This window comes from Sulfurospirillum arcachonense DSM 9755 (genome assembly GCF_000597725.1).
Classification (GTDB): Bacteria; Campylobacterota; Campylobacteria; order Campylobacterales; family Sulfurospirillaceae; genus Sulfurospirillum_A; species Sulfurospirillum_A arcachonense.
Map to the genome: position 1 here is coordinate 43,946 of NZ_JFBL01000020.1, position 9,949 is coordinate 53,894.

A 9,949-nucleotide genomic window follows, 5' to 3' on the forward strand; every position below is an offset into this window, starting at 1 on the left:
CTTAAAATTAATGCTACTGATATTTTATAATTATATTGACGGAATATTGACGGAAAAAGACTCTTTTTATATGATACAATTATTTTAATTTAGAAGAAAGATAGTAAATGAAAGATAATATTTATAATGTTTTGATTGTCGAAGATGAATTTATTAATGCAAAATTTGTAGAACAAATACTCGCAAATTTAGGACATAATGTTATAGCTATAGTATCTAATAGCAATCAAGCATTAAATGAAGTAAAAGAAAATAAAATAGATTTGGTTTTTATGGATATTAATATAGATGGTCCCATTGATGGTATTAGATGTACATCACTTTTAAATCAGGTTTATGATATTCCTGTTATATATATGAGTGCTTATGGAGATAGTAATACCCTCGATGAAGCTAGCAATACAAATTTATATGGATATCTTGTAAAACCTTTTGATAGTCATGATGTGGAGGCTTGTTTAAGAGTGGCTCTTAAAATGATTGCAAATTCAAAAAAAATCTCTTCTACTCAAATAGAGTCTACATGTATAGAGTTAAAAAACAATTTTACATACAATTTTCAAACAAAAACACTTAAAAAAGATACTATTTATGTAGAATTAACAAAAAAAGAGACTTTGATATTGGATCTGTTTTGTAACAATATCAATCAAAATATTTCGTATGAATTACTTTTAGAAAAAGCATGGCAAGGCACTATAGTAACTAATTCTACTATAAGAGATACTATGTCTCGTCTTCGTAAAAAAATTTTACCATTAAATCTTGAAAATATTGCTGGTGTTGGGTATAGGCTTATCAATGATTAAAATATTTGTTCGTCTATTTTTTATAGTAGCTTTTGTAAGTTCATTTTCTTTTTGTAAAATTATTGTAGATGAAAATATGGAACAATTAGAAAATTTTTCTTTGCCATATTATTATGATGAAACACGGTCTTTAAATATTGAGCAAATAGTAAAAATAGATTTAATGAATGAAGTTTCTAGTCAATTTGCTTTTGGATACACAGAAGGGAATAGTTGGTTTAAATTTGAAATAGAAAACAGAAGTAAAAATGATGAAGTTATCCTTTTTATGAATGAACCATTTTTTGAAGAGGTTAATCTTTTTGAGAAAAAAAATGGGATTTGGATAAAACGAAAAAATGGCTTGTCTGTCAGCCTTGAAAAACGTGATATGAAAGATATAAGCCCAGTATTTTTTATAAGAATAGAACCAAATAGTACAAAAACATTTTACATACAAACTTTTGCTAAGTTTGCACAATTTGGAGAGTTTAAAATTTATACAAAAAAAGAGAGTGTAAATGAATATAGATTATTGGTAACAGCACTATATACTCTACTATTAGGCTCATTTATTTTTATAATAATTTTTAATTTATTTATCTATTATACGATGAGAGATAGAATTTATTTGTATTATGTAATGTATATATTTTTTACCACTATATTCGTTTTGGCTTTTAGTGGTTTGGATCTTTATTTAGGTTTATTACCTTTTCATTATGAATTACATTTATCTATTCCATTATTGATTATATTTTTGATTATATTTTCATTTAGGTTTTTAGAGACAAAAAAATATTTAAAACATACTTATGTATTTTTAAAAGCAATAATATGGATATATATAATTTTAACAGTGCTTTCATTGATACAATTTAATCCTTGGTATCAGATTATAACAGCCTTAGCTTCCATCACTTATGTAACTTTACTGTATATGGCTATTCGTATTTGGTATTTGGGTTATATAAAAGCAAAGTATTATCTTATTGCTATGGCTATTTATACTTTTACAATAGCCATTATGTCTTTTATGATAAATGGTTGGATTGAAAATAATGATATTACAAGATATGCATTTTTAGTTGGTTTATTTATAGAAACTTCTTTGTTTTGTTTAATACTTGCAAATAGATTTAATGAGGCAAAAAATGAATTATTAGAAATAAAAAATAAAAATGAGAAATTTTTAGAGAATGAAGTAGAACAAAGAACTGATGAAATAACTTCTTTATTAGGAGAAAAAGAACTTTTACTAAAAGAGGTTTGCCATCGCGTAAAAAACAATTTTCAAGTTGTTATTAGTATGCTTTCACTAGAAGCTTATAACTATAAAGATGAAAAACAACGGAGTTCTTTTTTACAATTAATCAATCGAATTAAATCGATGTCTATGGTACATCAGTTTTTATATGACTCCAATAAACTCTCAGAAATACAGAGTGAAGAGTATCTTTTAAAAATCATACAAGAGGTTAAAAAAGTATATGAAAAAAGAACTATCAATATTGAAAATAAGATTGATAGTATAATATTAAGTGTGAGTGATGCAATGGTTTTAGGTGTAATAATCAATGAAGTTTTAAATAATTCTATAAAACATCATAATGCAGATATTTGTAATATACGAGTAGAATTAGTAAAAAAAGAGAATATTATAAGTCTAACAATACAAGATGATGGAGTAGGGTTTATTCCTAATCAAAAGAGTAAAACGATAGGGTTAGGATTAAGTCTTATTGAACAGTTTTCTCAAAAATTAAAAGCAAGTAATCTTGAATTTTTTTCTAATCATGGTACTATGGTAAAGTTGAGTTTTGAAGTTTAAATAGTATAGGAATAAGAGTGAATAAGAATATATTGCAACAAGTTGATAAGTTAGTACAAGATGATGGTTTACATCAAACTTATTTAGAGGGAGTAAAGCTTTTTAAAACTTCGACTTATAGTTATAGAGTCCCTCTATTATATGATCATTTTTGTTTGATATTAGTTTTGCAGGGTAAAAAGATTGGTTATTTAACAAATACTACTTTTCATTACGATACTAAAAACTATTTAGTAATTCCTGCTTCTTTGCCTTTTGAGTGTGAAACAATAGCGAGTGAAGGGAAACCTTATATTTGCATGCTTATTTCTATGGATAAAACAGTTATGTATGAGCTTATAACTACTCTTGAGAAACAAGAAAATAATGATGGAACCACAACATCTTTGGCATTGTTTTCAGATGATGTAACATTAGATATAGAAGATATTACCTTGAGACTATTAAAAATTTTAGAAAGTAAAGAAGAATCAAATATATTAGGAAAACAACTTTTAAGAGAACTTTTTTATAGAATTGCCATAGGTGAAAACTCGCAATTTTTGCATAAAATGTTTTTAAACTCAAATACTGAAGCAAAAATATCAAGAAGTTTAAAAACTATTCACGATAAGTATAATGAACATTTTGATATACCAAGTTTAGCAAAAAAAGAAGACATGAGTGTATCCTCTTTTCATACACATTTTAAAAAAATTACTTCTTATACTCCCTTACAATATATAAAAAAGATACGACTCAATAAAGCAAGATATTTGATTGCTATAGATGAATATCAAGTAAATGAGACAGCTTTTGAAATTGGATATGAAAGTAGTTCACAGTTTAGCAGAGATTTTAAGAGTTATTTTGGATACCCTCCAAAAGAAGCCAAAGCTTCTTTTGAAAAGTATAGCTTGATTTGATTATTTCATCGCTTGAGTAAGGATTTGACTTACTGCTTCTAGTGTGATACTTCCTTTTTCTCCCATTTTAACCATTCCATGAGATTTAAGGGCATTTGTTATGTTCGATATTACTTGATCGTCTATGTTATGGTCATTAAGATTTGTACTTACTCCAATACTTTCATAGATATTTTCTATTTTTTTGATTACAGCTTCATTATCATCTTTGATGCCAAATACATTTGTCCCCATTTGAGAAAGTTTTTCTTGCTTTTCATCTTGCATGATTCTAAGAAGTTGCGGTTGTACAACGGCTAAACTTCTTGCATGATCAATGCCATAAAATGCTGTGAGTTCATGTCCTATCATATGAGTTGCCCAGTCTTGAGGAACACCAGTTCCTATAAGTCCGTTAAGTGCTTGATTTGCAATCCACATAAGATTTTCTTGCCAAATTGGATTGTTTCTGTTATCCCAACTATCAGCTAGGCTTACTAAGCCTTTTAAAAGAGTTTCAGCATAACCATCATGAACGAGTGAAGAGTTCGGATATGTTATGTATTGTTCACATGTATGTACAAAAGCATCTACCAATCCATTGGCTATTTGTCTATCACTAAGAGTCGACATTGTTGTTGGGTCTAGTACTGCAAATTTTGGAAAAACAAGATTTGAGTGAAAAAATCTTTTCTCACCTGTAGCTTTTTTTGAAACAACGGCTCCATTATTTGACTCAGATCCAGTTGCAGGAAGAGTTAAAATAGCGCCCATTGGAAGAGCTTTTTGTACACTTGCACTTCCATCTAAAAAGTCCCAAGCATCGTTTTGGTAAAGTGCAGAGGCCACTATGTACTTACAGCCATCTATGACTGAGCCACCACCTACTGCAAGTACAAAATCAATTTTATCTTCTTTAGCAAGTTTGACAGCTTTATTGAGTGTTTCTACAGTAGGATTTGGTTCAATCCCTCCAAATTCTAACCAAGTATAATCTTCAAGAGCTTTACTTACTTGCTCATATACTCCATTTTTTTTGATAGAACCACCACCATATACTACTAATACTTTTTGTTTTTTATCTATAAAGTTGACTATTGACTTTATTTGCCCCTCACCAAACTGGATTGTTGTTGGATTATAATATGAAAAGTTCATCTGCTTCCTTTGTATTTTTTAATAATAAAATTATATTCTTTTTAGAATAGATAAAGAATAGTGATTTTTACAAATAACATGCCAATTTCTACAAATCATTTTCAAACTCACTCATATAAGCTCTATACATAAGAGGAACGAGTTGTTGTTGGAGTTTTTTGTTTTTACGTTTTTCAATAGCAACACTTTGAAAAAAAGTTTTCCATAGGTTTTTGAACTTCTCTTCATCTTTGGAGTATTCTGGCTCATCAAATGAAGCTACATGACGTATCTCAATCTCGTTTTTGTACTTTACAAAAGCAAACTCTCTTTGTATGTCATGGATTATAAAGTCATTATCCCCTAGACGGTTTAAAAAGTGTTTTCCTAAAAAATAGAGTACGTTGTATTTTGTTTCAATCTTAGCATATAAAGTACCATCTTCAAGCTCTTCAAACCTTACAAAACCATACATTCTATGAGCGACCCTGAAAATTTCTTTCTCTAAGTTTTTGATGTAGAGGATACAAGGGTAGTTAATATTGTTTAAGTTTTTTTCATCTTTAATACCTAAGATGATAAACTCTAAAAGTGGTTTTTCAAACTCTTTAGAATCACATAAAAAGATATTAGTGATAGTTGTAAAGTTTTTAGATGAAAACTTCTTTTTTAAAGCACTTAGAACTTTTTGAGATTTTTGCTCATCTGTTTGTATTTCTAGAACCTCTTCAAACAACACAACCTCTGTTTTTTCTCTTTGAATTTTCTTTACATGTAACCTTTTATAATAGACTTCATAAACTAAACTTAAAAAGCCTTCATAAGAGCCATCATAAAGCAAAGTCATCAAAGTTCCCCTGTAAAGATAGAGTAGTTTTCATCAAATAAAGTGGGTTGGATTATCTTTTTTGGTGCGAGGAGAACTTGTTTGATATTTTCTTTATACATAGGTACCTCTTTTTGGTATGTTCCTTTTGAGATAATGAAGTACTTTGCTCTTTTTATAGAGATTTTTAGTTGTTTTAAGTCATCTATACTTAAAGTTTTGAAACGCCTTGCTTGGATGATTTTTAATGCTCCTCGTATTCCAATACCAGGTATGCGTATGAGAATCTCTTTTGAGACTTTGTTTACATCGACTGGGAAAAGGTGCAAGTTGTTTAAAGCCCAAAAAGTTTTTGGGTCTATGTCAGTATCAAGATGTTGAATCTCTTGTGTAAAGAGTTCCGTGTAGGAAAAACCATAAAATCGTAAAAGCCAATCAGCTTGATAGAGTCGGTGTTCTCTTTGGATTGGTGGCATTTTATTTTTTAAAACAGGTAAGTTTTTGCCTTCATTTACTGGTACATAAGCAGAGTAGTAGACTCTTTTTAAAAGGGCTTTGTTGTATAAAACAGAAGTAGTTTTGAGTATGTCAAAGTCACTATCACTTGTAGCGCCTATTATCATCTGTGTACTCATAGGAATTGGTTTTGCAGATTTCTCTAGGCTTATATCTCTTGCTTGTTTTAAAGGTTCTAGTAGTTGGTTTTTTGTTTTTTGAGGGGCAAGGAGTTTAAGACCTTTACTTGAAGGGAGTTCTATGTTTGAGCTTACCCGACTAGCAAGTGCACAAGCAACTTCAATAAGCTCTTTACTCGCTCCAGGGATAAGTTTTAGATGAATGTATCCATCAAAACCATGCTCGTACCTCAAAATCTTCAGAGTATTTATTAGAAGCTCCATCGTATGGTCTTCATTGTGGATGATGCCTGAGCTTAAAAAAAGTCCCTCGATATAGTTTCTCTTATAAAAATTAATTGTCAAATCAGCAAGTTCCCTAGGACTAAAAGCCACTCTTTTTGTATCGTTACTCGCACGGTTTATACAATACGCACAGTCATAAATGCAAAAGTTAGTCAACAAGACTTTTAGAAGTGAGACACAACGTCCATCACTTGTAAAAGTATGGCATATACCACTATTTTCAGTTGCACCAATGCCCCCGTACTTTTTTTGTTCTTCGACACCACTTGATGAACAAGAGACATCATACTTAGCAGAATCAGAAAGAATAGAGAGTTTATCAAATATAGAAATTTTCATAAAAAGATTTTACCCTTACATGTAAAGAACTTTTGATTTTATTGCATATTGAAATATAATGTAGTTTACTTAAATTTTTTTATTGAATAATATGTTTCACAATTTTTAAGAGATGAGAAGATATAATAATATCTATTATCAAAAAAGGTTGATGTATGGAAATTTTAAATTATCTACCAGAACTTTTATCCGTGAGTGTTATTGCTATTTTTATGGCTATTAGCCCAGGAGTAGATTTTGTTATGGTTACGCGAAACAGTATATTTCATGGTAGAAAGTCTGGTCTTTACTCATCGTTAGGTATTGGTTTGGCTATTTGGATTCATGTTGCTTACTCAATTGCTGGTTTAGCTATTATTATCTCTAAGTCTATTTTACTATTTTCAATCATTAAGTATTTAGGTGCTGCATATTTGATTTATATCGGTTATAAAACTTTTACTGCCAAAGATAATCAAGAAGTTGAAGATGACATTCAATCATCTGATTTATCAGCATGGAGTGCATTAAAAATTGGATTTATTACAAATGTATTAAACCCAAAAACTACACTATTCTTTCTTAGTATTTTTACCCAAATTGTAAATCCAACAACGCCAATAGAGATTCAACTAATATATGGTTTGATAATCTCTTTAGCCCATATTGTATGGTTTAGTATGGTTTCTTTGTTTTTCAGTTATCAAGCATTTGTAAAAAAGTTTAATATGTATAAGAAAAGGATAGAAAGAGTAGTCGGGAGTGTACTTATAGGATTTGGTATAAAAGTAGCAACAACGAGTAGCAATTAAAACAAATTTATTATTTTATTTTTTATTAAAGCTATTGGTATCTACAAGCTATCTTTAGATACAATCTACATCTCGCATATATAATCAAAGGAAATATAATAATGAAAATTGCAGTTTTTTGTGGGTCAAGTACAGGAAATAATATAAAGTATATAAATGCCACTAAAGAGCTAGGTAAATTTTTTGCACAAAATAAAATAGATGTAGTTTATGGTGGTGGGAATGTCGGACTTATGGGAGCTATTGCGGATTCTGTTATGGATAATGGTGGAAAAGTTTATGGTGTAATACCTGAAAAACTACAAGAAAAAGAACTTGCACATGAAGGTATAACTGAACTTAAAGTGGTTTCAAATATGCATGAGCGAAAAGCTGCTATGGCTGAACTTGCTGATGCTTTTGTTGTACTTCCTGGAGGTGCTGGAACACTAGAAGAGATTTTTGAAGTTTGGACTTGGGCTCAACTTGGATTTCACAATAAACCTTGTGCTTTTTTTAATGTAAATGGATTTTACGATAAACTATTTGAAATGATAGATCATATGTGTGCTGAAAAGTTTTTAAAACAAGAGCACTATGATATGTTGATTAAAACTGATAATCAAGAAAAGTTGTTAGAAGCTCTAAAAGAGTATACGCCACCAAAACATAAATGGTAAAATAATTACCTATTGTGAGTATTTTTGTATTAACTCTTATTTGCTAAAAAAGTGTTGAAATGGGAAGCAAAAAGAACTATAGATGATATGTCTAAGGATACTTGGAGATGGCAATTTAATAATCCAAATGGATATGAATATAAATAAATTAAATATAAAATCAAATATTACCAAAATGGCACAATATCTCAATAATCAATGAAAAAAGATAAAATCTCATAAAATAATCTAGAATTTTTTTTTAATAATAAAAATTGATATTTATGATAAAATCATGCCATTAAATTTTTATATAACATATATAAAATATATTCTAAAAACTCACATGAGTATTAGAGTAGTTACATGTAAATGATTAAAAATATCTAAGGGTTATGGATATGAAATTTTTTTATGCAGTATATTTATATCCATATATAAACCTTATATCTTTTAATACAACCAAAATTCTAAAAACCTTGGCAAATAAATATGCTAAAAATACATATTACTTTCAATTATTTGTTAAGTTCATAAATCAACTATTAAATTATTATCAAAAAACAATTTTCTTTAATCTTACATATACATTACAAAACTTACAAATATTAAGTACTTACAAAGTGAGAGTTTAAATATGACACAAGCTTTCTTTACATGTAGATATATTTTTAATTTTAGGAGATAAATAATGAGTTGGGTATTAAGCTTTATATTAGAGAATAATTCAAATTTAAAAACACAAGAGGACATAAAAAGTAGCCTGTCCCCTTTTAGCAAGGAGGAGTGAATGGATAAAGAAGAAAGAAAAAGACTACAAATTGAGTTTAGACAACTCAAACGGAGTGAATATGACAAAGCTTATGACAAGGTATTATATTTTTTTATCATTGCTTCGTTAGCTATATTTATCATTCCTACAAATATTTTAAGTGTCTATCCCAGCTTAAAATATTTTACACAGTTGATGGCAACACTTTTTCCAAATATCAGTATTTATGCTCAGAAAAGCAAATGGTCTGAAGTGACGGAGTTTTACTTTAGCTATATGTGGATTGTAGCATTAATTATTGTTGTTTTGATGATAGTATCTATTCCAACAGCAAATGAGAAAGCTAAAAAATATTTTGGTACAGGTGAATATAAAGGTAAAGGTGCATTAGACCATAAATATTTGATGTTTGTAAATATCTTTACATTAAAAAATTTTCTTGTATTTATTGCAATATTTTTGATGTTTGGATATGTTTTTTATTTAAATTACACAGGTTCACTCATAGATGGTGGGATTTCAAGAATGAGATTTAGTGAAGCAATCAGTACACGATTTGGAATGTTTTTCATAGGAAATGTATTCCAAAATTTTGCATTATTTGTTATTGCTGGAGCAATTATCTCAAGTATTATCCAAACAATACATATTCAAAAACTAAAAAAAGGAAAATAAACAATGGGAACAGAAACAAACAATCCAACAAATGAGCAATTAACCTTTGAAGATTAAAGGGGACAGAGATTAAAGGGGACAGTTTCCACCTTTGAATCCCCTTAATTTCTAGTATTCTTACTATCTCAAGCCAATGCAAGATTATTCCATTTTTCATATCGATTATGGTCATACATTTCATTCTTTTTATAAAGAGAGAAAGTGATGGTAACTATCTTTCTCATAACAGCAATTTGAGCAGAAGTCGAATGTTTACCTCTTTCTTTAAGACGCTCATAAAAAAGCTTCATTTGTGGATTATGTTCTATTGAAGTAAGTGTTCCCATAAATAAAGTATTTCTAATAAGT

The 9,949-nt window shown here is 28.9% G+C and carries 9 protein-coding genes and 1 pseudogene; 6 read left to right on the forward strand and 4 right to left on the reverse strand.

Annotation, left to right across the window (positions count from 1 at the left end):
* Positions 1 to 107: 107 nt before the first annotated feature.
* Genes K354_RS14830 through K354_RS0112805 form a run of 3 tightly spaced genes read left to right on the forward strand, consistent with a single transcriptional unit; the run spans position 108 to position 3,524 of the window.
* Positions 108 to 809 carry a response regulator gene (locus tag K354_RS14830; protein ID WP_024955888.1) on the forward strand — a complete coding sequence of 234 codons (702 nt, stop codon included), beginning with the start codon at positions 108 to 110 and terminating at the stop codon, positions 807 to 809.
* Positions 802 to 2,619 carry a 7TM diverse intracellular signaling domain-containing protein gene (locus K354_RS0112800; protein ID WP_024955889.1) on the forward strand — a complete coding sequence of 606 codons (1,818 nt, stop codon included), beginning with the start codon at positions 802 to 804 and terminating at the stop codon, positions 2,617 to 2,619. The genes K354_RS14830 and K354_RS0112800 overlap by 8 nt, the downstream gene beginning before the upstream one ends.
* A 17-nt stretch (positions 2,620 to 2,636) precedes the next feature.
* Entirely contained in the window at positions 2,637 to 3,524 is an 888-nt protein-coding gene (locus K354_RS0112805; protein WP_024955890.1) for an AraC family transcriptional regulator, read from the forward strand.
* Here the strand turns inward: K354_RS0112805 and K354_RS0112810 are convergent, their stop codons facing one another.
* From K354_RS0112810 to K354_RS0112820, 3 genes are all read right to left on the reverse strand, one after another.
* The gene (locus K354_RS0112810; RefSeq protein ID WP_024955891.1) at positions 3,525 to 4,661 is read right to left on the reverse strand and encodes an iron-containing alcohol dehydrogenase; all 1,137 of its coding nucleotides are present in this window, start codon (positions 4,659 to 4,661) and stop codon (positions 3,525 to 3,527) included.
* Positions 4,662 to 4,749: 88 nt separating this feature from the next.
* Positions 4,750 to 5,487 (reverse strand): TIGR03915 family putative DNA repair protein, encoded by a 738-nt coding sequence (locus K354_RS0112815; RefSeq protein WP_024955892.1) that lies wholly within the window; start codon positions 5,485 to 5,487, stop codon positions 4,750 to 4,752.
* On the reverse strand, positions 5,487 to 6,725 hold the full coding sequence (locus K354_RS0112820) for a putative DNA modification/repair radical SAM protein (RefSeq protein WP_051505452.1): 1,239 nt from the start codon (positions 6,723 to 6,725) through the stop codon (positions 5,487 to 5,489). Before K354_RS0112820 ends, K354_RS0112815 begins: the two co-directional genes overlap by 1 nt.
* A gap of 155 nt (positions 6,726 to 6,880) precedes the next feature.
* Here K354_RS0112820 and K354_RS0112825 point away from each other — a divergent pair, with 155 nt between their 5' ends.
* From K354_RS0112825 to K354_RS14835, 3 genes are all read left to right on the forward strand, one after another.
* Positions 6,881 to 7,516 carry a LysE family translocator gene (locus K354_RS0112825; RefSeq protein WP_024955894.1) on the forward strand — a complete coding sequence of 212 codons (636 nt, stop codon included), beginning with the start codon at positions 6,881 to 6,883 and terminating at the stop codon, positions 7,514 to 7,516.
* A 101-nt stretch (positions 7,517 to 7,617) separates the two neighbouring features.
* Complete coding sequence (locus tag K354_RS0112830) at positions 7,618 to 8,175, forward strand: LOG family protein (RefSeq protein ID WP_024955895.1); 558 nt, start codon at positions 7,618 to 7,620, stop codon at positions 8,173 to 8,175.
* Positions 8,176 to 8,944: 769 nt separating this feature from the next.
* Complete coding sequence (locus tag K354_RS14835) at positions 8,945 to 9,601, forward strand: hypothetical protein (RefSeq protein ID WP_024955896.1); 657 nt, start codon at positions 8,945 to 8,947, stop codon at positions 9,599 to 9,601.
* 125 nt (positions 9,602 to 9,726) lie between these two features.
* Here the strand turns inward: K354_RS14835 and K354_RS15135 are convergent.
* Positions 9,727 to 9,949 (reverse strand): annotated as a pseudogene (locus K354_RS15135) (hypothetical protein); the annotation flags it as partial.